Annotated in this window: 22 protein-coding genes and 1 tRNA gene; 16 read left to right on the forward strand and 7 right to left on the reverse strand. The window is 69.6% G+C overall.

Annotated elements, in window-relative coordinates:
* Positions 1-40: 40 nt before the first annotated feature.
* From lysS to dhaM, 10 genes are all read left to right on the forward strand, one after another.
* On the forward strand, positions 41-1543 hold the full coding sequence (lysS, locus tag ACX80L_RS07935) for a lysine--tRNA ligase (protein ID WP_459268415.1): 1503 nt from the start codon (positions 41-43) through the stop codon (positions 1541-1543).
* A gap of 44 nt (positions 1544-1587) precedes the next feature.
* The gene (locus ACX80L_RS07940) at positions 1588-1743 is read left to right on the forward strand and encodes a hypothetical protein (RefSeq protein ID WP_347876219.1); all 156 of its coding nucleotides are present in this window, start codon (positions 1588-1590) and stop codon (positions 1741-1743) included.
* 87 nt (positions 1744-1830) lie between these two features.
* Positions 1831-2160: a histone-like nucleoid-structuring protein Lsr2 gene (locus tag ACX80L_RS07945; RefSeq protein WP_459288891.1), complete on the forward strand. Its 330-nt coding sequence runs from the start codon at positions 1831-1833 to the stop codon at positions 2158-2160.
* A 123-nt stretch (positions 2161-2283) separates the two neighbouring features.
* Complete coding sequence (locus ACX80L_RS07950; RefSeq protein ID WP_133080094.1) at positions 2284-4791, forward strand: AAA family ATPase; 2508 nt, start codon at positions 2284-2286, stop codon at positions 4789-4791.
* A 162-nt stretch (positions 4792-4953) separates the two neighbouring features.
* Complete coding sequence (locus ACX80L_RS07955) at positions 4954-6978, forward strand: S9 family peptidase (RefSeq protein ID WP_459288893.1); 2025 nt, start codon at positions 4954-4956, stop codon at positions 6976-6978.
* Between the two features lie 36 nt (positions 6979-7014).
* The gene (locus ACX80L_RS07960; protein WP_133080096.1) at positions 7015-7524 is read left to right on the forward strand and encodes an amino-acid N-acetyltransferase; all 510 of its coding nucleotides are present in this window, start codon (positions 7015-7017) and stop codon (positions 7522-7524) included.
* A 123-nt stretch (positions 7525-7647) separates the two neighbouring features.
* Positions 7648-7824 (forward strand): CsbD family protein, encoded by a 177-nt coding sequence (locus ACX80L_RS07965; RefSeq protein ID WP_133080462.1) that lies wholly within the window; start codon positions 7648-7650, stop codon positions 7822-7824.
* A 229-nt stretch (positions 7825-8053) separates the two neighbouring features.
* Positions 8054-9055 carry a dihydroxyacetone kinase subunit DhaK gene (dhaK, locus tag ACX80L_RS07970; protein WP_459268411.1) on the forward strand — a complete coding sequence of 334 codons (1002 nt, stop codon included), beginning with the start codon at positions 8054-8056 and terminating at the stop codon, positions 9053-9055.
* Positions 9056-9057: 2 nt separating this feature from the next.
* Positions 9058-9708 carry a dihydroxyacetone kinase subunit DhaL gene (dhaL, locus tag ACX80L_RS07975; RefSeq protein ID WP_459288894.1) on the forward strand — a complete coding sequence of 217 codons (651 nt, stop codon included), beginning with the start codon at positions 9058-9060 and terminating at the stop codon, positions 9706-9708.
* Positions 9705-10448 carry a dihydroxyacetone kinase phosphoryl donor subunit DhaM gene (gene dhaM, locus ACX80L_RS07980; protein WP_208740361.1) on the forward strand — a complete coding sequence of 248 codons (744 nt, stop codon included), beginning with the start codon at positions 9705-9707 and terminating at the stop codon, positions 10446-10448. Before dhaL ends, dhaM begins: the two co-directional genes overlap by 4 nt.
* Positions 10449-10531: 83 nt before the next feature.
* Here dhaM and ACX80L_RS07985 read toward each other — a convergent pair whose 3' ends face one another.
* Positions 10532-11458 (reverse strand): HhH-GPD family protein, encoded by a 927-nt coding sequence (locus tag ACX80L_RS07985; RefSeq protein ID WP_459289331.1) that lies wholly within the window; start codon positions 11456-11458, stop codon positions 10532-10534.
* A gap of 179 nt (positions 11459-11637) precedes the next feature.
* On the opposite strand from ACX80L_RS07985, the gene ACX80L_RS07990 reads away from it, so the two are divergent.
* Positions 11638-12387 carry a hypothetical protein gene (locus ACX80L_RS07990; RefSeq protein ID WP_459288896.1) on the forward strand — a complete coding sequence of 250 codons (750 nt, stop codon included), beginning with the start codon at positions 11638-11640 and terminating at the stop codon, positions 12385-12387.
* Between the two features lie 61 nt (positions 12388-12448).
* Here the strand turns inward: ACX80L_RS07990 and disA are convergent, their stop codons facing one another.
* From disA to ACX80L_RS08005, 3 genes are all read right to left on the reverse strand, one after another.
* Positions 12449-13525 (reverse strand): DNA integrity scanning diadenylate cyclase DisA, encoded by a 1077-nt coding sequence (disA, locus tag ACX80L_RS07995; RefSeq protein ID WP_133080101.1) that lies wholly within the window; start codon positions 13523-13525, stop codon positions 12449-12451.
* Positions 13526-13773: 248 nt separating this feature from the next.
* On the reverse strand, positions 13774-15159 hold the full coding sequence (gene radA / locus ACX80L_RS08000; RefSeq protein ID WP_133080102.1) for a DNA repair protein RadA: 1386 nt from the start codon (positions 15157-15159) through the stop codon (positions 13774-13776).
* Between the two features lie 72 nt (positions 15160-15231).
* Positions 15232-16359 (reverse strand): FUSC family protein, encoded by a 1128-nt coding sequence (locus tag ACX80L_RS08005; RefSeq protein WP_133080103.1) that lies wholly within the window; start codon positions 16357-16359, stop codon positions 15232-15234.
* Between the two features lie 223 nt (positions 16360-16582).
* Between ACX80L_RS08005 and pstS the strand changes: the two genes are divergently transcribed.
* From pstS to pstB, 4 genes are all read left to right on the forward strand, one after another.
* On the forward strand, positions 16583-17701 hold the full coding sequence (pstS, locus tag ACX80L_RS08010; RefSeq protein WP_133080104.1) for a phosphate ABC transporter substrate-binding protein PstS: 1119 nt from the start codon (positions 16583-16585) through the stop codon (positions 17699-17701).
* A 142-nt stretch (positions 17702-17843) separates the two neighbouring features.
* Complete coding sequence (pstC, locus tag ACX80L_RS08015; RefSeq protein ID WP_133080105.1) at positions 17844-18776, forward strand: phosphate ABC transporter permease subunit PstC; 933 nt, start codon at positions 17844-17846, stop codon at positions 18774-18776.
* Positions 18777-19883: a phosphate ABC transporter permease PstA gene (pstA, locus tag ACX80L_RS08020; RefSeq protein WP_208740371.1), complete on the forward strand. Its 1107-nt coding sequence runs from the start codon at positions 18777-18779 to the stop codon at positions 19881-19883.
* A gap of 30 nt (positions 19884-19913) precedes the next feature.
* Positions 19914-20693 carry a phosphate ABC transporter ATP-binding protein PstB gene (pstB, locus tag ACX80L_RS08025; protein WP_133080107.1) on the forward strand — a complete coding sequence of 260 codons (780 nt, stop codon included), beginning with the start codon at positions 19914-19916 and terminating at the stop codon, positions 20691-20693.
* Positions 20694-20864: 171 nt separating this feature from the next.
* Here the strand turns inward: pstB and ACX80L_RS08030 are convergent, their stop codons facing one another.
* From ACX80L_RS08030 to ACX80L_RS08040, 3 genes are all read right to left on the reverse strand, one after another.
* On the reverse strand, positions 20865-21875 hold the full coding sequence (locus ACX80L_RS08030) for an inorganic phosphate transporter (protein ID WP_459288899.1): 1011 nt from the start codon (positions 21873-21875) through the stop codon (positions 20865-20867).
* Positions 21876-22493 (reverse strand): DUF47 domain-containing protein, encoded by a 618-nt coding sequence (locus tag ACX80L_RS08035; protein ID WP_133080109.1) that lies wholly within the window; start codon positions 22491-22493, stop codon positions 21876-21878.
* Between the two features lie 214 nt (positions 22494-22707).
* Entirely contained in the window at positions 22708-23355 is a 648-nt protein-coding gene (locus tag ACX80L_RS08040; protein WP_133080110.1) for a hypothetical protein, read from the reverse strand.
* 144 nt (positions 23356-23499) lie between these two features.
* Here ACX80L_RS08040 and ACX80L_RS08045 point away from each other — a divergent pair.
* Positions 23500-23573 (forward strand) — tRNA-Lys (locus ACX80L_RS08045).
* Positions 23574-23594 lie beyond the last annotated feature (21 nt).

Below are 23594 nucleotides of genomic sequence, written 5' to 3' on the forward strand. Positions count from 1 at the left end.
GGCACCCGGCGCCCGGCGCGGAGCCGTAAACTTGTTTTCCGTGACTCACGACGAAATCCTCCCCGCGGAAGACCTCAACGAGCAGATGCGCTTCCGGCTGCAGAAGCGGGCGGCCCTGCTCGACGCCGGTACCGAGGCCTACCCGGTCAGGCCGGAGCGGACGCACTCGCTCGGCGAGGTGCGGGAGCAGTTCGGCGAGCTCCCCACGGGAGAGTCGAGCGGCCGGCAGGTCGCCGTCGTCGGACGCGTCGTCTTTATCCGCAACTCGGGCAAGCTGTGCTTCGCCACGCTGCAGGAGGGGGACGGCACCCGGCTCCAGGTCATGCTGAGCCTCGCGGAGATCGGCCCCGACCGCCTCGCCGACTGGAAGGCGCTCGTCGACCTCGGTGACCATGTCCAGGTGCGCGGCGAGGTCATCAGCTCGCGGCGCGGCGAGCTCTCCGTGATGGCGGACTCCTGGGCCATGGCCTCGAAGGCGCTCCGCCCGCTGCCCACCCTGCACGCCGGGGTCAACGAGGAGACGCGCGTGCGGCAGCGCTACGTGGACCTGATGGTCCGCGAGGAGGCCCGGCAGATGGTCCGCACCCGCGCCGCGATCACGCGCACACTCCGGGAGACGCTCAACCGCCACGACTACATCGAGGTCGAGACACCCATCCTCCAGCTCGTCCACGGCGGAGCGACGGCCCGGCCGTTCGAGACCCACCTCAACGCCTTCGACCAGAAGATGACGCTCCGCATCGCCCTGGAGCTGTACCTGAAGCGCGCCGTCGTCGGTGGGATCGACCGCGTCTACGAGATCGGCCGGATCTTCCGCAACGAGGGCGTGGACTCCACGCACAGCCCGGAGTTCACGATGCTCGAGTGCTACGAGGCCTACGCCGACCAGTTCGTCATGGCGGACCGCATGAAGGAGATGATCCTCGCCTGCGCCGACCTGCTGGGATCACGCACCATCGAGACCGCGAAGGGCACGATCGACCTCGACGGCGAGTGGGCGTGGCTCGGCGTCTATCCCGGTCTGTCCGCCGCGGTGGGCCAGGAGGTCACGCCGGACACCGGACTCGAGGAGCTGCGGTCGATCGCCGAACGCCACGAGGTCTCGCTGGACCCGGCCTGGGGCGCGGAGAAGGTGGTGCTCGAGCTCTTCTCCGAGATCGTGGAGCCGACCCTCATCCAGCCGACCTTCGTCTACGACTACCCGCCGTCGGCGCAGCCGCTCGCCCGGCCCCACCGGGAGGACCCGCGGCTGATCGAGGCATGGGACCTCATCATCGGCGGGATGGAGCGCGGCACGGCCTTCTCCGAACTCATCGACCCGGTGATCCAGCGGGAGCGGCTCACGGAGCAGTCCCGACAGGCCGCGGCCGGCGACGACGAGGCCATGCAGCTGGACGAGGACTTCCTGCGGGCCCTCGAATACGGGGCCCCGCCGATGGGCGGCATCGGTCTCGGAATCGACCGGCTCGTGATGCTTTTCACGAACGTCGGAATTCGCGAGTCCATCCTCTTCCCGATTCTCAAGCCCGAGGCGGGTCAGTAGCGGTGGAATATGTAGCGGTCCTCCTGCCGTCAGCCTGCTTGGCAGTGCTTTTCTACTTCGTGATCAAGGCCATATTCAATGCCGACCGCGCCGAACGCGAGGCGCTGGCACGTGCCGAGGAAATGCAGGACGCCGAGGACGCGAGGAACCGCGAGGCCGCGCGGGAAAAGAATGACGGCCAAGAAATCGATCCGAGTTAGGAATGCTCTTCTTTTGACCTCGATTCATCAATGCCGCATACTAATTCATGGGGCATTGATATCGAGGAACTTAATAAGGAGAGCATTGTGGCGCAGAAGGTAAAGATCATTCTCATCGATGACATCGACGGCGGGGAAGCCGACGAAACCGTGCGCTTCGGCCTCGACGGCGTGCAGTACGAGATCGACCTCTCGGAGACGCATGCCTCGGAACTCCGCACGACCCTCGCCGAGTACGTCGGGGCAGCCCGTCGCAGCAACTCCCCGAAGCAGCAGCGTTCGAGCGCCCCGGCCGCCTCCCGCAACCAGGAAGCCGCCCAGATCCGCGAATGGGCCAAGGAGAACGGCTACAACGTCTCCTCCCGAGGCCGCGTCAACAGCGAGATCGTCGAGGCCTACCGCGCCGCCCAGCGCTGACCACCACCACGTGGCGCCGGAGGGGAAGCCCTCCGGCGTTATCTCGCCTGTGGCGAACACGCACCCAAAGCTCATGCCGTACCCGTAGCATCGAATTACGCGTTAGCTAGGAGTGTGTGTCTCATGTTTGAGAGATTTACAGATCGTGCCCGTCGAGTTGTCGTGTTGGCCCAGGAAGAGGCCCGCATGCTCAACCACAACTACATCGGCACCGAGCACATCCTGCTTGGCCTGATCCACGAGGGCGAGGGTGTCGCCGCCAAGGCCCTGGAGTCGCTCAGCATCTCGCTGGGTGCCGTGAGGGAGCAGGTTCAGGAGATCATCGGGCAGGGCCAGCAGGCCCCGTCCGGTCACATCCCCTTCACCCCCCGGGCCAAGAAGGTACTGGAGCTCTCCCTGCGGGAAGCACTCCAGCTCGGCCACAACTACATCGGTACCGAGCACATCCTGCTCGGCCTCATCCGCGAGGGTGAGGGCGTCGCCGCGCAGGTCCTCGTGAAGCTCGGCGCAGACCTCAACCGTGTCCGCCAGCAGGTCATCCAGCTGCTGTCCGGCTACCAGGGCAAGGAGCCGGCTGCCGCCGGCGGTCCGCAGCAGGAGGGAACCCCTGCCGGCTCGGTGGTGCTGGACCAGTTCGGCCGCAACCTGACGCAGGCGGCGCGCGAATCAAAGCTCGACCCCGTCATCGGGCGCGAGTCCGAGATGGAGCGCGTCATGCAGGTGCTCTCCCGACGCACCAAGAACAACCCCGTCCTGATCGGTGAGCCCGGCGTCGGCAAGACCGCCGTCGTCGAGGGCCTCGCCCAGGCGATCGTCCGCGGCGACGTCCCGGAGACCATCAAGGACAAGCAGCTGTACACGCTGGACCTCGGGTCCCTCGTGGCCGGCTCGCGGTACCGCGGCGACTTCGAGGAGCGGCTGAAGAAGGTCCTCAAGGAGATCCGCACCCGCGGCGACATCATCCTGTTCATCGACGAGATCCACACCCTCGTCGGCGCAGGTGCGGCCGAGGGCGCCATCGATGCCGCGTCGATCCTGAAGCCGATGCTCGCCCGTGGTGAACTCCAGACCATCGGTGCCACCACGCTGGACGAGTACCGCAAGCACATCGAGAAGGACGCCGCGCTCGAGCGCCGTTTCCAGCCGATCCAGGTCGCCGAGCCCTCCGTGGCCCACGCGATCGAGATCCTCAAGGGACTGCGCGACCGCTACGAGGCGCACCACCGCGTGTCCATCACCGACGGCGCCCTGTCCAGCGCGGCGACGCTGGCCGAGCGCTACATCTCGGACCGCTTCCTGCCGGACAAGGCGATCGACCTCATCGACGAGGCGGGAGCGCGCCTGCGCATCCGCCGGATGACCGCGCCGCCGGAGCTCAAGGAGATCGACGAGCGCATCGCGGACGTCAAGCGCGAGAAGGAGTCGGCCATCGACTCCCAGGACTTCGAGGGTGCTGCCGCGCTGCGCGACAAAGAGCAGAAGCTCCACGACGAGCGCAGCGACAAGGAGCGCCGCTGGAAGTCCGGCGGACTGGACGACATCGCCGAGGTGGATGAGGAACTCATCGCCGAGGTGCTCGCAAACTCCACCGGTATCCCCGTGTTCAAGCTGACCGAGGCCGAGTCCTCGCGACTGCTGAACATGGAGGCCGAACTCCACAAGCGGGTCATCGGACAGAACGAGGCCATCAAGGCGATCTCGCAGGCCATCCGTCGCACGCGCGCCGGCCTCAAGGATCCGAAGCGTCCGGGCGGCTCCTTCATCTTCGCCGGCCCCACGGGTGTCGGCAAGACGGAGCTCGCCAAGGCACTCGCGGAGTTCCTGTTCGGCGAAGAGGATGCCCTGATCACCCTCGACATGTCCGAGTACTCCGAGAAGCACACGGTCTCGCGGCTCTTCGGTGCCCCTCCGGGCTACGTGGGCTACGAGGAGGGCGGCCAGCTGACCGAGAAGGTCCGCCGCAAGCCGTTCTCCGTGGTCCTGTTCGACGAGGTGGAGAAGGCGCACGCCGATCTCTTCAACTCGCTCCTGCAGATCCTCGAGGACGGCCGCCTGACGGACAGCCAGGGCCGCATGGTGGACTTCAAGAACACGGTGATCATCATGACCACCAACCTCGGTACCCGCGACATCTCGAAGGGCGTCATGACGGGCTTCCAGTCCGGCTCCGACACCCAGACGAGCTACAACCGGATGAAGGCGAAGGTGCAGGAGGAGCTCAAGCAGCACTTCCGCCCGGAGTTCCTGAACCGCGTCGACGACACCGTGGTGTTCCCGCAGCTCACCCAGGACGAGATCGTCCAGATCGTGGACCTGTTCCTCGAGCGCCTGAGCCGCCGCATGGCGGACAAGGGCATGACGATCGAGCTCACCCCCGCGGCCAAGGTGCTCCTTGCGACCCGCGGCTACGATCCCGCGATGGGTGCCCGGCCGCTGCGCCGTACCATCCAGCGCGAGATCGAGGACCAGCTGTCGGAGAAGATCCTCTTCGGCGAGCTGAAGTCGGGAGAGCGCGTCGACGTCGACGTCGAGGGCGAGGGCGTGGATGCGCGCTTCACCTTCGTCGGACACGGTGCTCCCAAGGAGCTGGAGGATGCGCCGGCCGCTCTCGAGGCCACCGTCCCCGAGTAGTACCGGCAGCACGCACGGCACGGCATTACGGAACCCGCCCTGGTCACCAGGGCGGGTTCCGCCGTTCTAGGGTTCCGCCGTGCGATGGGTGCCTTCAGCAACGGAATTCCTCCCTGAGTGAACGGCTGTGACCGCGGCCACACGCGGTGGTAGAGATGACGCATGACCACCCCTTTCTCATCGCTCGACGACTTCGTCGCCCTGCCGCGCCTGAGCGGCCTCGTCCTCGACCGGGCAGGCACGCGCCTCGTGACGTCCGTCGCGACCCTCGACCCCAAGAAGACCGCCTACAGGACCGCATTGTGGGAGGTGGACCCTGTGGGCGAGCAGCCCGCGCGGCGCCTCACACAGGGCGCGGCAGGGGAGTCCGGCGCCGTGTTCCTCTCCAGCGGCGACCTGCTCTTCACCTCGGCACGCCCCGACCCGGAGGACGCGGACGGCGAGAAGCGTGCCGCGCTGTGGCGTCTGCCGGCCGCGGGCGGTGAGGCGTCCCTGCTCCTGACCCGTGACGGCGGCGTCGCAGGGGTGGCCGCGGCCGACGCGGCCGACGTCGTCGTCGTCACCGCGAACGCGCTGGCCGGCTCCGCGAACGAGGAGGACGACGCCGAGCGCCGCACGGTGCGCAGGGAGGCAGGAGTCGCCGCCATCCTGCACGACGGCTACCCGGTGCGCTACTGGGACGCCGACCTCGGCCCGGACGAACCACGGTACTTCGGGCTGCAGGGGCTCGACGACGACGGCGCGCGGTCGCTCGAGGACCTCGCCCCGTCCGTGCGCGGAGGTCTCCGGGACGCCCACCCCGTGCTCAGCCCCGATGGATCGGTGCTCTTCACGGCCCTCACCGTGCCCGAGGAACGCGGCTCCCAGCGCACGGTGCTCGCCCGCGTCGACCTTGCCACGCGGGAACTCACCGTCCTGCTCGACGACCGCGACAGCGACTACTCGCCCGGCCCCGTCAGCCCCGACGGCCGCCACCTCGCCGTCCTGAAGGACCGGCGCACCGCCGTGGACCTCGCGCCCTCCACCACCCTGCTGCTGCTCCCCCTCGAGGGCGGGGAGCCGACGCCACTGGCCGCCGACTGGGATCGCTGGCCGTCCCCTGCCGCGTGGCTGCCCGACGGCTCGGCCCTCGTCGTGACGGCGGATGACGACGGCGCGGCGCCGGTGTTCGTGATCGAGGTAGCCACGGGGATGGTGCGGCGGGTGACGGAGGACGCGGCGGCATACTCCGACGTACAGGTCTCCCCGGACGGCGCCACCGCCTACGCCCTGCGCAGCTCGTACCTCTTCCCCGCGGAGGCCGTGCGGATCGACCTCGCCTCCGGCGCCACCGAGCGCCTCCTGAACCCGGCGGAGCGGCCCGCCCTGCCCGGCAGGCTCGAGCGCATCGCATCCGTCGGAGAGGACGGGCAGCCGGTGAAGTCGTGGCTGGTGCTCCCCGAGGGGGCCACCGAGGAGTCTCCCGCGCCCGCACTGCTGTGGATCCACGGCGGGCCGATCGGTTCGTGGAATGCGTGGACGTGGCGCTGGTCGCCGTGGATCATGGCGGCACGCGGGTATGCGGTCCTCCTGCCGGACCCGGCGCTGTCCACGGGGTACGGGCAGCACATGGTGGACCGCGGCTGGGGACGGTGGGGCGACGCGCCCTATACCGACCTCATGGCGGCGACGGACGACCTGGTGGCCCGGAAGGACATCGACGGGACCCGTGTGGCGGCCATGGGCGGCAGCTTCGGCGGCTACATGGCGAACTGGGTCGCCGGGCACACCGACCGCTTCGCGGCCATCGTGACCCACGCGAGCCTGTGGTCGCTGGACCAGTTCGGCCCCACCACGGACGCCGCCTTCTACTGGGAGCGGGAGATGACCCCCGAGGCCAGGGAGGAGAACTCCCCGCACCACCATGTGGAGAAGATCAACACCCCCATGCTCGTCATCCACGGCGACAAGGACTACCGGGTGCCGATCGGCGAGGGCCTGCGGCTCTGGTACGAGCTGCTGTCGAAGTCGCAGCTGCCCGCCGACGCCGAGGGCCGGACACCCCACCGCTTCCTCTACTTCCCGGACGAGAACCACTGGATCCTCAAGCCCCAGCACGCCCGGATCTGGTACGGCGTCGTCGAGGCCTTCCTGGCGCGGCACGTCCTCGGCGAGGAGCGGGAGCTACCCGCCGAGCTGGGTCTGTAGGGGCGGGGGCGGGCGGCGCTTTGTAGAGTGGGTCGAATGACCCTCCCCTTCACCATCCGCCCCGCCCGCACCTCCGACGTCCCGGCCATCAAGTCGCTGGTCGAGCCGCTCGCCGAGGAGCGCATCCTGATGGCCAAGGAGACGGTGGCGTACTACGAGGGCCTGCCCGAGTTCCGCATCGCGGAGTCCGACGGCGGGGAGGTGCTCGGCTGCGGGGCGCTGCACATCATGTGGGAGGACCTCGCGGAGGTCCGTACCCTGGCGACCTCCCCTGCCGCCCGCGGCCGCGGTGTCGGGCATGCGCTCGTCGAGGGACTGCTCGAGGAGGCACGTGCCTTCGGGGTGAGCCGGGTGTTCTGCCTGACCTTCGAGGTGGAGTTCTTCCGGCGCCACGGCTTCGAGGTCATGGCCGACCAGTCGGCCGTCGATCCGCAGATCTACTCGGAACTCCTGCGGTCCCACGACGAGGGTGTCGCGGAGTTCCTCGACCTGGCGCGGGTGAAGCCCAACACGCTCGGCAATACGCGCATGATCAGGCAGCTCTGAACCGGGGCGGCTCGCTTTTCGCCGCCGGAGGGGGATAAGGTAAGACGACTTAGTATCTCCCCGGAGATGCTGGCACGCCACCGGAACCGGTGGCTGAACACCGAGTCGAAGGAGGTCCGCATCATGGGACTGGATGACAAGATCGGGAACAAGGGCGAAGGCCTGGGCGGCAAGATCAAGGAAGGCCTGGGCAAGGCCACCGGCAACGAGAACCTGGAGGCCGAGGGCCACAAGGACCAGGCCAGCTCGAACCTCAAGGACGCCGGCGAGAACGTCAAGGACGCGTTCAAGCGCGACTGATACAGCACAGGCCTGCCGGTGACCCCGCAGGCCGGACCACCTGAGGGAGGGCGCCCGGACACGGGCCCCTCCCTCAGGCGTTGAAGCCCCGAAGGGACGGCTGCGCCGGTACCTGTCGCCTATAGGCAGCGGCAGGAACGGACGGTAACGTGGCCACTGGCCGGGGTGGTCCATGGAATGCGGGCTGCAGGCTGTCAGAGTGTCCGTTCGCAGTCAAGGAGCAGCCGTCGTGAAGAAGCTCATCAATGACCCCAGGGCCGTGGTCGACGAGTCGGTCGAAGGATTCGGCATCGCACATGCCGACCTCGTGACCGTCCACCCGGACCCCCTCTTCATCACCCGCAGGGACGCACCCGTGCAGGGCAAGGTGGGCATCGTCTCCGGGGGTGGCAGCGGACACGAACCACTCCACGCCGGTTTCGTGGGACGCGGGATGCTCGACGCCGCGGTGCCGGGAGCGGTCTTCACCTCACCGACGCCGGACCAGATCATCCCCGCGACGTCCGCGGTCGACGGCGGCGCCGGCGTCCTGCACATCGTCAAGAACTACACGGGCGACGTCCTCAACTTCGAGACGGCGGCGGAGATGGCGGAGGCGGACGGCGTCACGGTGCGGTCGGTGCTCGTGGACGACGACGTCGCCGTCGAGGACTCCCTGTACACGGCGGGCCGGCGCGGCGTCGGTGGGACCGTCTTCGTCGAGCGGATCGCCGGTGCCGCGGCCGAACGCGGCGACGACCTGGACGGCGTCGCCGACGTGGCGCAGCGCGTGGTCGACGGCGTCCGCTCGATGGGCGTCGCCCTCGCCGCATGCACCGTCCCGCACGCCGGGGTGCCCAGCTTCGACCTGGCGGAGGACGAGATCGAGATCGGCATCGGTATCCACGGGGAGCCCGGACGGCATCGGATCGCCATGGAGGACGCCGACGGGATCACGCAGCGGCTGCTCGACCCCATCGTCGCCGATCTCCGGCTGGCATCGGGGGACAGGACCCTCGTGATGGTCAACGGGATGGGTGGGACGCCCGCGAGCGAGCTCTACATCGTCTTCCGGAAAGTCGCGCAGCTGCTCGACGGACTCGGTGTCACGATCGAGCGGTCCCTCGTGGGCAACTACATCACCGCCCTCGAGATGCAGGGGGCGTCCCTGACCATCCTGCGCGTCGACGACGAGATGCTCGAGCTGTGGGACTCCCCGGTCCACACCGCCGCGCTGCGCTGGGGGGCCTGAGGATGGTGCAGCCCCTCGACACCGCCTGGGCCGTCCGCTGGATCCGGGAGACGGCCCGCGTGGTCGCCGAGAACCGCGCCCTGCTGATCGACCTCGACCGGGTGATCGGCGACGCGGACCACGGAGAGAACCTGGATCGGGGCTTCAGCGCGGTCGTCGCGAAGCTCGACGCCGGGGACGCCCCGGGCACGCCCGCGGCCGTCCTCAAGCAGGTCGCCATGACCCTGATGTCCACGGTGGGCGGTGCCGCCGGACCGTTGTACGGCACGGCCTTCCTCCGTGCGGCGACCTCCCTCGGTGACGCCGGCGAGGTGGACGCCGCAGCCGCGTCCGCGATGATCAGGGCGGCCCGTGACGGCATCGTCGCCCGCGGCAAGGCCGAGGTGGGCGACAAGACGATGGTCGACGCCTGGACACCCGCCACCGAATCGGCGGAGACCGCGGCCAGTGCGGGAGCCACCCCACCCGAGGTGCTCGCGGCGGCCGCCAACGCCGCCCACGCGGGAGCCGTGGCCACCGAACCGCTGATCGCCCGCAAGGGCAGGGCGAGCTACCTCGGCGAACGCAGTGCGGGACACCAGGATCCCGGGGCGGTGTCCACTGCGCTGATCCTGCAGGCCGCCTCGGAGGCCGCCGGAGGAGAGGTCGCATGAGCGTCGGACTGGTCATCGTCTCGCACAGCGAGAAGATCGCCGAGGGGGTCGTCGAGCTCGCAGCGCAGATGGCACCCGACGTCGTCCTCGTGGCTGCGGGCGGTGCGGAGGACGGCACCGGGCCGGCGCGCATCGGCACGAGCTTCGACCGCGTGCAGTCCGCGATCGGGCGCGCGTCGGAGGGTGACGGCGTGGTGGTCCTGACCGACCTCGGCTCGGCCGTCATGACGGCCGAGATGGTGCTCGAGTTCCTCGACCCCGAGGTCCGGGACACGGTGCGTCTCGCCCAGGCCGCCCTCGTCGAAGGGGCCGTCGCCGCTGCCGTGCAGGCGCAGGGGGGATCCTCCCTCGACGACGTCGTCCGGGCAGCAGAGAGCGCCGTCGTCTCCGTCCGGCCCGAGGAGTTCGAGCCCTTCGTGAGCCATGGCGCGGCGTCACCCGGTCGTGGTGCCGGCGAGGACGGGTCGCCGTCCGTCGGAGCGACGGTGAGCGGCTCCTGGGTCCTGCCGAACCAGATGGGACTGCATGCCCGCCCTGCCGCCACCCTCGCCGCGGGACTCGCCGACCTCGACGCCGAGGTGACCGTCAACGGCGTCGACGGCAAGTCGGTGATGCTCCTGATGAGCCTCGGTCTCGGGCAGGGCCGGACGGTCACCGTCGAGGCCAGCGGCGCCGACGCGCAGGCGGCCGTGGATCTCGTCGGCCAGGCGGTCGAGTCGGGGTTCGGCGAACCGGCCTGATCCGATCAGGCGGCCTCCGCCCGACCGGTCGGGCTGCGCAGTCCCGGAGCCTCCTGGCCGGGTGACCTCCTGCGATCAGTCCCCTAGCCGGGCAGCCGCAGGCCCGCCTCGGTCTCCTCGGCGAGGCCGTCCGCCAGCAGCCCGGCGAGGGCGCGCTCGAGCTGCTCGGTCGGCGCCTGCAGGCCGTGCAGGGCGGCGAGTGGGCCCGCGTTTCCGGCGAGGTGGGGGACGTCGACGGGCACCCCGATGCCGAGGTCGACGGGAGCCCACAGCAGGATCGGGCGTGCCACGGGGCTGTCGGCGTGCCGCAGCACGGCGACGATGGCGCCGCGGACCTGCCGGTCGGTGCCCGCCCATGACTGGCCCTTGGGCACGTACTCGGGAGCGGGACGCCCGGCGGCGATCCAGGCGCAGGCGTCGATGACCGGGCAGGCGTCGCAGAGCGGTGCACGCGCGGTGCAGACCACGGCCCCCAGTTCCATCACCGCGGCGTTCCACTGCACGGACAGAGCCTCGTCGTCGGGCAGGAGGGCCACTGCCCGCCTCGTCTCCGCCGCCGTCAGCGCCGGAGCGGGGAGGGCGGTCCCGCCGACGAGGCGCGCGTGCACGCGGCGGATGTTCGTGTCGACGACGGTCTCGCGGCGACCGAAGGCGAAGGCGGCCACGGCGGCGGCGGTGTAGGTGCCGACGCCGGGCAGGGAGAGGAGCTCGTCGTACGTGGCGGGTACCTCGCCGGCGTGCCCGGCGACGATCGCCGTGGCCGCGGCGTGGAGGCGCAGTGCCCGGCGCGGGTAGCCGAGGCGGCCCCAGTGGCGTACAGCCGCCCCCGATGGCTCGGCGGCGAGATGCGCCGGCGTCGGCCAGCGCTCCAGCCACTCCCGCCACACGGGGAGTACGCGGACGACCGGTGTCTGCTGCAGCATGACCTCGCTGACGAGGATGCCCCAGGGAGAGCACCCGGGATCCCGCCAGGGCAGGTCCCGGGCATTCTCCCGGAACCAGTCCGTCATCCGCAGGTGGAGGTCCGCAGGTGCGGGGGCGGCCCGTCCCGCCGGGTTCCGCGGGCTGCCGGGACCGGGGGGTGTTCCGTTGCCGGGGTTCATGGGTGCTCCTGGATTCTCGTCGTGAATACTCTAGCCACCGGCGTGGTGCCGGGAAGAATGCGAGCGGCCGTCCCTAGCCTTGATGGATGGCATCTACGGGCGGTCACGGCACGGGCAGGCGAACAGGCGGCAGGCGGGGACCCAGCCCCGCCATGTACCGCCGTCGGCGGCTGGCGGTGGTCCTCCTGGCATTCCTGGTGGTCGCGGCGCTCGCCGTCGGGGCGATCGCCCTGGCCGGCGTGCTGGGCCGCGGCGCCGACGCGGCCGGCGGGACGCCCGCGCCCGCCACGGCGTCGGCCGTTCCGTCCCCGACATCGACCGCGACCCCGCCGTCGGGCCCCACCCCGTCGAGCCCCCCGTCGAGTGCGGCCCCGACCCCGACGGCGTCGCGCACGTCACCCGCTCCCACGCCGCGTGCGACGACCGCCCGCCCCTCTGCAGGCGCTGCTGCGGCCGCCTGCGCAGCCGACGTGACGGTCGCGGCGGAGACCGACGAGCAGGCCTACGGACCGGACGAGGACCCGGTGCTGTCCCTGGTTGTCCGCAACGAGGGGACGGAGCCCTGCACGGTGAACGTCGGCACGTCGCAGATGGAGTTCGTCCTGACCCGCGCGGACGAGCGCGTGTTCTCCTCGATCGACTGCCAGCAGTCCTCCCAGGACCTCCAGCGCACCATCGCGCCGGGCGGTGAGGAGCGCGCCACCTTCGAGTGGTCGCGCAACCGCAGTGTCCCGGGATGCACCGCTGTCGACGAGCAGCCCGCGGCCGGAGGCTACTCCCTGACCACGAGGCTCGGGGCGAGGAGCAGCGCTCCGGCCGAGTTCACGCTGCAGTAGGTCCTCCGCGGCGCTGCGGACGGGCGCGTGTCCTGCGCACCGCCCGACCGCACCCCCGCCGTCACATGAAGCGGTCGAGGAGGCTCGTCTCGGCGATCCGCGAGAGGCCCTCACGGACGGTGCGCGCCCGCTGCTCACCGATGCCGTCCACCGCCATGAGGTCCTCGATGTTCGCGGCCATGAGGTTCTGCAGTCCGTCGAAGTGCTCCACCAGGCGGTTGGCGACGGCCGGCGGAACGGCCTTGATGCCCGACAACAGCCGGAAGCCCTTCGGCTGGATGACGGCCTCGAGGGAGTCGACCGACGGATTGAAGCCGAGCACGCTGGCGATCGTGCCGAGGTCGATGAGATCCGTGGAGCTGAAGCCCTGCAGGGTGGCCACGCGCTCGTCGAGCGGAGCCGTGCTGGAGCCGAGGTCCATGTAGTCGCGCAGCACCATCTCGCTGCCGGGTCCGAGGCCGGTCGTGAGTTCCTCCACCTGCAGGGACAGCAGGCGGCCGTCGACCCCGAGTTCCAGCACGTACTGGGAGATCTCCTCCGAGATCCTGCGGACCATCTCCTGGCGCTGCAGCGTCACGGCGACGTCCCGCACGGTCACCATGGCCTCGATCTCGAGGGCCGAGAGCGAGTTCGTGACCTGGTCCAGGCGAGCACGGTAGCGCTCGAGCGTGGCGAGGGCCTGGTTGGCGCGTGCGAGCACCGGTTCGGAACCCTCCAGCACGTGACGGAGCCCGTCGATGTAGAGGGCGATGATCTGCATGGACTGGCTGACGCTGATCACGGGCAGGCCCGTCTGCTTCGCCACGCGCTCGGCGGTCCGGTGCCGAGTGCCGGATTCCTGGGTCTCGATGGTGTGGTCCGGTACGAGCTGCACCGCAGCCCGCAGGATCCGGCTCGCGTCCTTGTCGCACACGATGGCGCCGTCCATCTTCGCCAGTTCGCGCAGGCGGGTCGGTGAGAACTCGATGCCGATGTCGAAGCCGCCCGAGCAGATCGAATCCACCGTGCGGTCGAAGCCGAGCACGATCAACGCACCCGTGCGTCCCCTCAGGATTCGCTCAAGACCGTCCCGCAACTGGGTTCCCGGGGCTACTCTGGCGAGGGTGGCTTTGAGCGAGTCCTCCGGACTACGAACCATGGGCCTATCCTTTCACCGCCCGCGCTGTTGAAGGCCCGGCGCAGTCGGGCGGCCGCCGTCGAGCCTCGGACGGCAGTCAACGGCCGCGGGTCTAGCCGCGCAGCCGATGATAATACTACTGGCGCGCGGGAAATCCTCCGTACCGGCCGTCGTCGCAGATCGGTAACACTCCATCCGGCCGTCCTCCCGGATCGCGTCGACGGCGGACCCGGCGTTCCGTCCGGATGCCACGGCCCGGGCCTCACTGCCTAGAACAGGAGGGCCAGGGCCTCGGCGAGCGTCGACACCTCCCGGACGGAGAAGCCCTTCGGCACAGGGCCCGTCCCGCCGGGCGACGCCGGGACGATCGCGTGCGTGAATCCGAGCCGCTCCGCCTCCTGGATGCGCCGGCCGATCCCGGGCACCGGGCGCACCTCCCCGGCCAGTCCCACCTCGCCGAACGCGATGAGCCGGGCAGGCAGGGGGTGGTCGGTCTTCGCGGATGCGATGGCCAGGGCGACGGCGAGATCCGTCGCGGGCTCGGACAGGCGGACACCGCCGACCGTCGCGACGTAGCTGTCGTCCTTGGAGAGGCTGACCGATGCGCGACTCTGCAGCACGGCCAGGAGCATGGCGACGCGCGAGCTGTCCAGGCCGCTCGTCGCCCGCCGCGGCTGCGAGTTGGCCGATTCCGCCAGCAGTGCCTGGACCTCCGCCAGCAGGGGGCGTCTGCCCTCGAGGGTGACGGTGATGCACGTCCCGGACACCGGGTCCTTGGTCCGCGAGACGAAGAGCCCGCTGGGGTCTGCGAGTCCCTCGATCCCGCCGTCCGTCAGGTCGAAGCAGCCCACCTCGTCCGTGGGGCCGTACCGGTTCTTGACCGCGCGCAGGAGACGCAGCCGGGAGTGGCGCTCGCCCTCGAACTGGCAGACGACGTCCACGAGGTGTTCGAGCAGCCTCGGACCGGCGATGGAGCCGTCCTTGGTGACGTGCCCGACGAGGAGCGTGGTCATCCCGCGCGCCTTCGCGGCCCCGATGAGTGATGCAGCGACCTCCCGGACCTGGGTGACGCCGCCGGCGCTCCCGTCCACCGCCGCGCTACTGAGCGTCTGGACGGAGTCGACGATCAGCAGGGCGGGATCGAGCGTCTCCACCTGGCCGAGGGCCTGGCCGAGATCCGTCTCCGCGCTGAGGTAGAGGGAATCGGCGACGGCGTCGATGCGGTCGGCGCGGAGCTTCACCTGGGCTGCGGACTCCTCGCCCGTGACATAGAGGACGTCCTTGCCGAGCCGTGCCACGCGCGCCGCGACGTCGAGCAGCAGGGTGGACTTCCCGACGCCGGGCTCCCCGGCGAGCAGGATCACGGCGCCCGGCACCAGCCCACCGCCGAGCACGCGGTCCAGCTCGTCGATCTTCGTCGGCTGGAACCCGGACAGGGTGGCATCGACCTCGGCGATGCGCCGCGCCGGTGTCGTCACGGCCGTGGCCGCGGTGGTCCGGGCTGCCACCTGGCCGGTCTCCTCCACGGTTCCCCAGGCCTGGCACTCACCACACCGGCCCACCCACTTGGCCGTCGTCCAGCCGCACTCCGCGCAGCGGTAGTTGGGTGCGTTGCTGCGGCTCGCTCGGGTGGCAGGGGAGGTCTTGGTGGCCATTTCTTCAGGCTACCGGCGGGCACCGACAGAGCCGGCCCGGCGCCGTCTCTCCGCCCGTACCCGCCCGTTCCGTCAGAGCCGGGGCAGGTAGTCGGCGGCGTCCTCGTGCGAGAGGCCCGTCGCCTCGAGCAGATCCACGACGAGCGGGCGGAGCAGGAGCACGAGGCCCTCGCCCTCGAGCCGGCTGATGTTGAGCGTGGCGGGGTGGAGGTCGGTGGCGACGGCCGCCAGGTCGTTGCGTGCCTGCCGCAGATTGAGGCGCCGCTCGGCGGAGTCCCGGGCGGACAGCGCGCGGGACAGGACGTCGACGGCGTCCGCCGTGTCCTCCAGTGACTGGCCGAGGGCCTCGATGGCCTCGTCGGTCAGGGCGGCATGGTTGATCGCGGAGGTCAGCCGGCGGGAGAAGACACGGCTGTTGCGGATGGCGAGGTCGATCGACTCCACGGCGCTCCGCAGGGACCCGAGCTCGTCGCGGTGCCGCCGGTAGGCGGGGGAGATGCGGGCGACCTCCTGCGCCGCCTTCATGCTGCCGGTCAGGCTGTCGAGCTGGGCCTGGCAGCTCCGGGCCCGGACCAGCGCATGCCACGCCAGGGTCGAATCGCTCGTGCGGAGTGCGGAGGCGCTCTCGCGGAGCACCCCGGACAGCTCACCCAGGAGGCCGCGGACGTTCGTCTTCGGCTCGCGGCGGGGATCACGTGGCAGCAGCATGGTGATCACCAGCGCGAAGAGGCCGCCCACGATCGCGTCGACACTGCGGGTGAACGGTCCCCCCTGCGGCGCCGGGAGCAGCACGACGAGCAGGGACTGCAGCCCGAGCTGGGTGGTGAAGATGGTGCCGCTGTCCAGGAAGCGGGCCAGCAGGATCGAGATGAACAGGACGACCGCGGCCTGCCAGAGCCCGGTGCCGAAGAAGGTCAGCAGGAGGTCGCCCACCGAGATGCCGAGCGTGCAGCCGATCGCCACCTCGAGCACCCGGCGGATGCGTGGATCGCGCGAGAAACCCAAGGAGATCATCGACGAGGTCGCAGCGAACAGCGGACCGTTGTGCCCGAGGACCTCTTCCGCGAAGGCGTAGGCCCCGACCGCGCACACCGTCATCTGCACGGCGGCCACCACCGACCCGGAACTGCGCTTGAGTCCCGTGCGGGAGCGTTTACGCAGGAAGCCGAGGGCGGCGGAGACTCCCTGGCGCGGCGGCATGCCCCCAGTCTAGGAGGTGCATCGAAGCGAGACGTTCGTCTCATTCACCGGCACGAACCGGCCACGCAGGTCAATGGCCCGACGCTGTTCACCTTCCGTTCATGTCGCTTGGTCAGTCTCGTTACCTGCACTGCCTAGCTTCGAGGATGTACAAGAACGCGTACATCTCTACCGAGTGCCTCTCGTGCACCGATGAATACATCCCTGGAAGGGGCAAAATTTCGTGAAGGCTCTTCGCTTTGGCCGCGCTGCGGCAGTTATCTCCGTAGCCGCGCTGGCGCTGACCGCTTGTGGTTCCGACAACGCCACCGGCGAGCCCGCTGCTGAGGGACCCGCGTCCTCCGCCGCCGGCACCGCGGTGTCCGGCACCCTCACCGGCATCGGCGCCTCGTCGCAGAACTCTGCGATGGAGGCCTGGAAGGCCGGTTTCGAGTCCGCCAACCAGGGCGCCATGGTGCAGTACTCCCCGGACGGATCGGGTGCGGGCCGCAAGGCCTTCCTGAGCGGCGGCGCGCAGTTCGCCGGCTCGGACGCCTACCTCAAGGACGAAGAGATGACCCAGGCCATGGAGGTCTGCGGCCCTGACGGCGCCATCAACATCCCGGCCTACATCTCGCCGATCGCCATCGCCTTCAACCTCGAGGGCGTCACCGAGCTGAACCTCGACGCACCCACCATCGCGCAGATCTTCGGCAAGAAGATCACCACCTGGAACGATCCCGCGATCGCGGCCCAGAACGAGGGCGTCGAGCTCCCCGACACCCCCATCACCGTCGTGCACCGCTCGGACGAGTCCGGCACCACCGAGAACTTCGTCGACTACCTCGCCGCCGCGGCGCCCGAGGACTGGACCTACGAGGTCAGCGGCGCCTGGCCCGCAGAACTGCAGTCCGAGAACGCCAAGGGCACCTCGGGTGTCGTCCAGACGGTCACCTCCACCGACGGCGCCATCACCTACGCCGACGCCTCAGCCGTGGGAGACCTCGGCAAGGCCAAGGTCAAGGTCGGCGAGGAGTACACGGAACTCAGCTCCGACGCGGCCGCCAAGGCCGTCGAGGTCGCCACCCCGGTCGAGGGCCGCCCCGAGACCGACATGTCCCTCGAGCTCGAGCGCGACACCACCGAGTCCGGCGCCTACCCCGTCGTCCTGGTCAGCTACCACGTGTACTGCACCTCCTACGACAGCCAGGAGACCGTCGACCTCGTGAAGGCGTTCGGCTCCTACGTCATCAGCGAGGAAGGCCAGGCGGAGGCAGAGGCCTCCGCCGGCAACGCCCCGCTGTCCGCGTCGCTCAGCGAGAAGGCCAAGGCCTCGATCGAATCGATCAAGGTCGCCTCCTAGCGAGGCATCCCGGTCCCGTCTGGTCTAATAAAGACCGGGCGGGACCGTCCGCCGTTCACGGCTGGCATCAGCAGTGACGCCCCGTCGGCCCATCACCGGGCCGTCACTGCAAACGAAATCGACCGCCCTGGAAGGCAGAGACGTGTCAACCAATACGCTGAAAGCGACGACGGATCGAGGCCGCGCAGGCGACCGGATCTTCTCGGGAATCTCCCTCACGGCCGGCGTCCTGATCCTGGCAGTGCTCTTCAGCGTCGCCGTGTTCCTGCTGGTGCAGGCTGCACCGACCTTCACTGCCGACCCCACCGAGATCACCGGCGGCAACGGCTTCGCCGCGTACATCCTGCCGATCGTCATCGGCACCGTCATCGCCGCGGTCATCGCGCTGGTCATCGCGACACCCATCGGTATCGCGGTCGCCCTGTTCATCTCGCACTATGCGCCGCGACGCCTCGCACGGGCCTTCGGGTACGTCATCGACCTGCTCGCGGCCATCCCCTCGGTGATCTACGGCGCCTGGGGCTACATCGTCCTCGCGCCGCAGCTCGCCAAGGGCTACACGTGGCTCGCCGAGAACCTCGGCTGGATCCCGATCTTCGCCGGACCGGCCAGCCAGACCGGCAAGACCATGCTCACCGCCGGCATCGTGCTCGCAGTCATGGTGATCCCCATCATCACGTCGCTCAGCAGGGAGATCTTCCTGCAGACACCGAACCTCCACGAGGAGGCGGCGCTCGCGATGGGCGCCACGCGCTGGGAGATGGTGCGCATGGCCGTCCTGCCGTTCGCACGCCCCGGCATCATCAGCGCCACCATGCTCGGCCTCGGCCGCGCCCTCGGCGAGACCATGGCCGTGGCCCTGGTCCTCTCGCCGGGCGCGCTCGTCGCGAGCCTCGTGAAGACGGGCAACCAGACGATCGCGGCCGAGATCGCCCTGAACTTCCCGGAGGCCTTCGGCCTGCGCCTCAACGAGCTGATCGCGGCGGGCCTCGTGCTCTTCGTCATCACGCTGATCGTCAACATGATCGCCCGCTTCATCATCACCCGGCACAAAGAATTCTCCGGAGCTAACTAAATGGCAGCGAACCAGACCCTGCAGCGTCGCCAGTCCCAGCTCACGCGCGGGCACCTCCCCTCCTACGCCGTGTGGGTGGTCCTCGCGGCCGCCGTCATCCTCGGTGCGGCGCTCTCCTCCCTGATCGGGTTCAGCGTCGTCGGCTGGGCGGTCATCTCGGCGATCGTCTTCGTCCTCGCCGCCACCCTCGTCACGGCCGTCGCGGAGGGCGAGCGCAAGGCGAAGGACCGGCTCGTCACCTTCCTCGTGTACGGGGCCTTCCTGATCGCGCTGCTGCCCCTCGTCTCGGTCCTCTGGACCGTCCTCGAGCGCGGCGTCCCGGGCCTCAGCTACAACTTCCTGTTCACGTCCATGAACGGCGTCACCGGGGCCGTGGACAACCAGGCCGTGGAGAACGGTACGCCCGTGCTGGGCGGCGCCTACCACGCCGTCCTCGGCACGCTGCAGATCACGCTCTGGGCGACGCTCATCTCCGTGCCCATCGGCCTGCTCACCGCCGTCTACCTGGTCGAGTACGGTGCCGGCAAGAACCTCACCAAGGCGATCACCTTCTTCGTGGACGTGATGACCGGCATCCCGTCGATCGTGGCCGGCCTGTTCGCCGCCGCGCTGTTCGCGCTCCTGTTCGGACCGGGCACCCGTACGGGGTTCGTCGCGGCCGTCGCCCTGTCCGTCCTCATGATCCCCGTGGTGGTCCGGTCCACCGAGGAGATGCTGAAGATCGTCCCGAACGAACTCCGCGAGGCGTCCTACGCCCTCGGCGTGCGCAAGTGGCGCACCATCACCAACGTGGTGATCCCGACGGCGATCTCCGGTATCGCCTCCGGCGTAACCCTCTCGATCGCCCGCGTGATCGGGGAGACCGCCCCTATCCTTGTAACGGCGGGATTCGCCAGCTCCATCAACTGGAACGTCTTCAGCGGCTGGATGAGCACGCTCCCCACCTTCATCTACTACCAGATTCTCACGCCGACCTCCCCGACGGCGCCCGATCCGAGTACACAGCGCGCCTGGGCCGCAGCGCTCCTGCTGATCCTCATGGTGATGCTCCTGAACCTGGTCGCCCGGTTCGTCGCCCGCATGTTCGCCCCCAAGACCAGCCGCTAAGCGCCAGCGGTACCTCACCCGAAGGAAGCAATGTCCAAGCGAATCGACGTCAAGGACCTCAACGTCTACTACAGCAAGTTCCTTGCGGTGGAGGACGTCAACATCAACATCGAAGCCCGTTCCGTCACGGCGTTCATCGGTCCCTCCGGCTGCGGCAAGTCCACCTTCCTCCGTACCCTGAACCGCATGCACGAGGTCATCCCCGGCGCGCGGGTCGAGGGCGAGGTGCTGCTCGACGGCGACAACCTGTACGACGCGGCCGTGGACCCGGTCACCGTGCGCGGGCAGATCGGCATGGTCTTCCAGCGGCCCAACCCGTTCCCCACCATGTCCATCCGCGACAACGTGCTGGCCGGCGTGAAGCTCAACAACAAGCGCATGAGCAAATCGGATGCCGACGACCTCGTGGAGAAGTCGCTCAGCGGCGCCAACCTGTGGAACGAGGTCAAGGACCGCCTCGGCCGGCCCGGATCCGGCCTGTCCGGCGGCCAGCAGCAGCGCCTGTGCATCGCCCGCGCCATCGCGGTGTCGCCCCAGGTGATCCTGATGGACGAGCCCTGTTCGGCACTGGATCCCATCTCCACGCTGGCCATCGAGGACCTGATCAACGAGCTCAAGGCCGACTACACCGTGGTGATCGTGACGCACAACATGCAGCAGGCAGCGCGTGTGTCGGACAAGACGGCGTTCTTCAACATCGCCGGCACCGGCAAGCCGGGCAAGCTCATCGAGTACGACGACACCACCACGATCTTCAACAAGCCCTCGATCAAGGCGACGGAGGACTACGTCTCCGGTCGCTTCGGATAGCGGGAACCGCCCGGGCGGGCGATCGACGGCGACGACGGCGGCTCCCACGGGGCCGCCGTCGTCGTTCCCCCTCCCTGTGCAGGGAGTCCAGGCGCGGTGCCCCTGTCTCCGGCGCATCGGCGGGGGGCCCGGCAGGGAACGCGGCCTCCCGCACGGCGCGGGCCGCGCCGATTACAGCAGCGGGCTGAGCGCCAGGAAGAACACGGCTCCCAGCAGCGCGGTGACCGGTGCGGTCCAGAGCCAGACCGCGAGGATGCGCACCACGCGGGGCCGCTGGACGGACGCGAAGCGCTGGTTGGCGCCGGCTCCGACGATCGCGGACGTCATCGTGTGCGTGCTCGAGAGCGGGAAGTGCAGCGAGATGGCGCCGATGAACAGCATCGCCGAGCTGACGCCCTGTGCCGTCATGCCGCGCAGCGGGTCGATGTGGACCAGCCGGTTGCCGAGGGTGTGCGTGATGCGCCAGCCGCCGAACAGGGAGCCGCATGCCAGCAGCACGGCGGCGAAGAGCTGGACCCACAGGGGCATGTCGGATCCGCTCGCGTACCCCGAGCCAACGAGTGCCAGCAGGATGACGGCCATGGTCCGCTGGCCGTCCTGCAGCCCGTGCCCGAGCGCGAAGGCCCCTGCCAGCACCGACTGCGCCATGCGGTTGCCGCGGTTCACCTTCGCGGGGGACCCGTGCCGCAGCAGCCAGGTCGCCGGGAACACCGCGGCGTACGCCAGGAGGTAGGCGACGACCGGCGACAGGACGAGGGGCAGGACGATCTGCAGCAACAGTGTCTCACCGGCCCCGCTCATCGCCGGGCCCCTCACCAGCTGCGACGCCGCACCCGCGCCGATGATGCCGCCGAGCAACGCGTGGGTCGACGACGACGGCTTGCCCCGGTACCAGGTGAACACGCCCCAGCTGCCGGCCGCGAGCAGGGCGGCGACGAGGATGCCGAGGCCCGTCGGGCCCGGCGGGAGACCGATGCCCGCATCCGTGAAGAAGAGCGCGAGGGAGGTGCTGAGCAGCGCGCCCACCAGATTGAAGAAGGCGGCGAGCAGGACGGCGACGGTCGGGGTGAGCGCCCGGGTCCGCACGGCGGTCGCCACGGAGTTCGAGACGTCGTGGAAGCCGTTGAGGAAGGCGAAGCCGCCTGCGGCGGCGACCACCACACCGAGGAGGAGGGCTTCCACCTACGATTCCTTGACGAGGATGGTGCCCACCTGGGTGGCGACCCTCCGGATGTCCTTGGTGACGTCGACGAGCTGGTTCGCCACGTCGCGGTGCCGCGCATAGACGAGGGGCTTGTGGTCGTTCAGGAGTTCGGCGCACCAGCTGCGGTGCGTGCGCTCGGCGCGCCGGGCCAGCCGGAGGATCTCGATCCAGTACTCCTCGAGGTCCTCCATGGAATTCAGGCGCTGCATGGCGACGGCGGTGAGTTCGGCCTGCCGGTTGATGACCTCGAGCTGGTCGGCGGCCCGCTGGCTCAGCTTGCTCAGCTTGTACAGGGCGATGAGTTCCCCGGCGCCGTCGAGTTTCTCGATGGCCTCGTTGAGGAGCCGGGACAGCGCGTAGAGGTCCTCGCGGGGGAGCGGATTGATGAAGGACGTCCGCATGGACGTCAGGAGGGCGAAGTGCAGATCGGTCGATGCCGATTCGTGCTGGTGCAGCTCCTCCGACAGGCGGTCGTACTCCGAGGTGGGGGCGCCGAGGATGGCGGACATCGTCCCGACGCCGAGCACGAGCTGCCGGGCCATGCGGGAGAGGAGTTCGAGGCCAGCGTTCTCCTCGGGGAAGAGGCGTAGTTTCACGGAGTCTTCCTCGGAGGATATGAAGGAGTCAGCGGTCCGGCCGAAGCCGTACCGGGTACTGAAGGGCAAAGTAGTGGCGCCGAACCGGGAGCGCCTCTCGGCGGAAGGCCGCTCGAAGCGGCTGAGTGTTGAAGCCCGGGGGTTCCACGGTCCGACGCCGTGTTAAGTCTTGCCCTCCCCGGAGCCGCTGTCAACATCGCCGGCGGCAGGAGGTTCAGTCGAGCTCTCCGCGCCGCCAGGATGCCGCCGCGTGCTCGAGATCCTCCGCGGTCTTGATGAGCTGGTGAGAGTTGCGCGTCAGCTTCGACGCGTGTGGGCCGTTGGCCAGCTCGGCGTCGTCCGCGTGGTTCGCCTGACCGAGGGCGACGACGCGGCAGAACGCGGCGAACCGCTCGAGCGCGACGTCGAACTCGCCCTCGAACGCCCCGGAGAGGATGGTGTTCGCCATGGTGGTCATCTCCGTGGCACCGGGCGGCTCAGCGACGCCGGCAACGACCTTGGAGACCTGGGCCACCTCCTTGCCCGAGGCGAAGTAGGCGGCGATGCGCTCGGGGTTCTGCTGCGTGGCTGCGCGGAGCGCGTACAGGCGCCAGAGCGCTCCCGGCAGGGACCGGGCGGGGCTCTCCGCCCACATCTCCGCGATGGCCTCGAGGCCCTGCTGGTCGGCGAGCTCGACGAGGCGGCGCGTCACGTCGGGATCTTCGGCGTCACGCCCGTGGTGCACCAGCGCATGGGCCGCCATGTGCGCCGCCTCGGACACGCGCGAGGGATCGACCCCACCCGCGAAAACCTCGAAGTCCGCGGGAGCGAATGGCTTCGGCTTGTGGGGCCGCGGGCTGTTGTTGGTGTATTCGCCGTCCATGGAACGAGGATACTCCTGCGGAAATTCGGGCCGGAAGGCAGGGCTGCCGCGCGGTCCCCGGGGCAGGATCGATTGCGATAAAGTTAGCGGGTCATCGCGCCTGCACGGCGGCATCCTCGGATCCGTCGGGCGGGCAGGTGTGGCGGGCCCTTAGCTCAGTTGGCTAGAGCAACGGACTTTTAATCCGTGGGTCGTGGGTTCGAGCCCCACAGGGCCCACCTGTGCACGACGGAAGGACC

The organism is Arthrobacter sp. MDT1-48-3 (assembly GCF_054511015.1).

Excerpts from the sequence above, each read along its gene's own strand:
- ACX80L_RS07950 (WP_133080094.1), top strand. The coding sequence starts at position 2,284 with ATGTTTGAGAGATTTACAGATCGTGCCCGTCGAGTTGTCGTGTTGGCC.
- ACX80L_RS07955 (WP_459288893.1), top strand. The coding sequence starts at position 4,954 with ATGACCACCCCTTTCTCATCGCTCGACGACTTCGTCGCCCTGCCGCGC.
- ACX80L_RS07960 (WP_133080096.1), top strand. The coding sequence starts at position 7,015 with ATGACCCTCCCCTTCACCATCCGCCCCGCCCGCACCTCCGACGTCCCG.
- ACX80L_RS07965 (WP_133080462.1), top strand. The coding sequence starts at position 7,648 with ATGGGACTGGATGACAAGATCGGGAACAAGGGCGAAGGCCTGGGCGGC.
- dhaL (WP_459288894.1), top strand. The coding sequence starts at position 9,058 with ATGGTGCAGCCCCTCGACACCGCCTGGGCCGTCCGCTGGATCCGGGAG.
- dhaM (WP_208740361.1), top strand. The coding sequence starts at position 9,705 with ATGAGCGTCGGACTGGTCATCGTCTCGCACAGCGAGAAGATCGCCGAG.
- ACX80L_RS07985 (WP_459289331.1), bottom strand. The coding sequence starts at position 11,458 with ATGACGGACTGGTTCCGGGAGAATGCCCGGGACCTGCCCTGGCGGGAT.
- ACX80L_RS07990 (WP_459288896.1), top strand. The coding sequence starts at position 11,638 with ATGGCATCTACGGGCGGTCACGGCACGGGCAGGCGAACAGGCGGCAGG.
- disA (WP_133080101.1), bottom strand. The coding sequence starts at position 13,525 with ATGGTTCGTAGTCCGGAGGACTCGCTCAAAGCCACCCTCGCCAGAGTA.
- radA (WP_133080102.1), bottom strand. The coding sequence starts at position 15,159 with ATGGCCACCAAGACCTCCCCTGCCACCCGAGCGAGCCGCAGCAACGCA.
- ACX80L_RS08005 (WP_133080103.1), bottom strand. The coding sequence starts at position 16,359 with ATGCCGCCGCGCCAGGGAGTCTCCGCCGCCCTCGGCTTCCTGCGTAAA.
- pstA (WP_208740371.1), top strand. The coding sequence starts at position 18,777 with ATGGCAGCGAACCAGACCCTGCAGCGTCGCCAGTCCCAGCTCACGCGC.
- pstB (WP_133080107.1), top strand. The coding sequence starts at position 19,914 with ATGTCCAAGCGAATCGACGTCAAGGACCTCAACGTCTACTACAGCAAG.
- ACX80L_RS08040 (WP_133080110.1), bottom strand. The coding sequence starts at position 23,355 with ATGGACGGCGAATACACCAACAACAGCCCGCGGCCCCACAAGCCGAAG.